Origin of the sequence: Salipiger sp. HF18, assembly GCF_011806505.1 — a bacterium.
Taxonomy (GTDB): domain Bacteria; phylum Pseudomonadota; class Alphaproteobacteria; order Rhodobacterales; family Rhodobacteraceae; genus Salipiger; species Salipiger thiooxidans.
Genome location: NZ_JAATOS010000955.1, coordinates 1 through 663 on the forward strand (window position 1 = coordinate 1; position 663 = coordinate 663).

The 663-nt window shown below is 66.1% G+C and carries 1 protein-coding gene; it reads left to right on the forward strand.

Features of this window, described 5'->3' with window-relative positions; genetic code table 11:
- The coding region (locus tag HC022_RS28225; protein WP_167454564.1) for a mechanosensitive ion channel family protein at positions 1-663 on the forward strand (663 nt) is incomplete at both ends.

Sequence of the window (663 nt, forward strand, 5' to 3'; positions counted from 1 at the left end):
CGATCCTGCCCAAGACCCGCATCGACCAGGGCGGGCAGACCGCCATCGTCTCGGGGCTGGGCTACGTCGGCATCTTCGCCGCCGCGCTGGTGGCGATCACCGCCGCCGGCCTCGACCTGTCGTCGCTGGCGCTGGTCGCCAGTGCGCTCTCGGTCGGCATCGGTTTCGGCCTTCAGAACATCGTGTCGAACTTCGTCGCGGGCATCATCCTGCTGATCGAACGGCCGATCTCCGAGGGCGACTGGATCGAGACCGGCGGCACGCAGGGCATCGTCAAGAGCATCTCGGTGCGCTCGACCCGGATCGAGACCTTCGACCGAACCGACCTGATCGTGCCGAACTCGGATTTCGTCTCGGGCCGGGTGACGAACTTCACTCGCTCGAACGTGCTGGGCCGGGTGGTCGTGCCGGTGGGCGTGGCCTATGGCAGCGACACACGCAAGGTCGAGGACATCCTGCGCCGCATCGTGCGCGAGCACGACATGGTGCTGCTGAACCCCGAGCCGATGATAACCTTCGAGGAGTTCGGCGCGGATTCGCTGAACTTCTTCATCCGCGCGGTGATCCGCGACGTGGGCTCGAAGCTGGTGGTGACCTCGGACTTCCACCACGAGATCGCCCGCCGCTTCGCCGAAGAAGGCATCGAGATCCCCTTCGCACAGC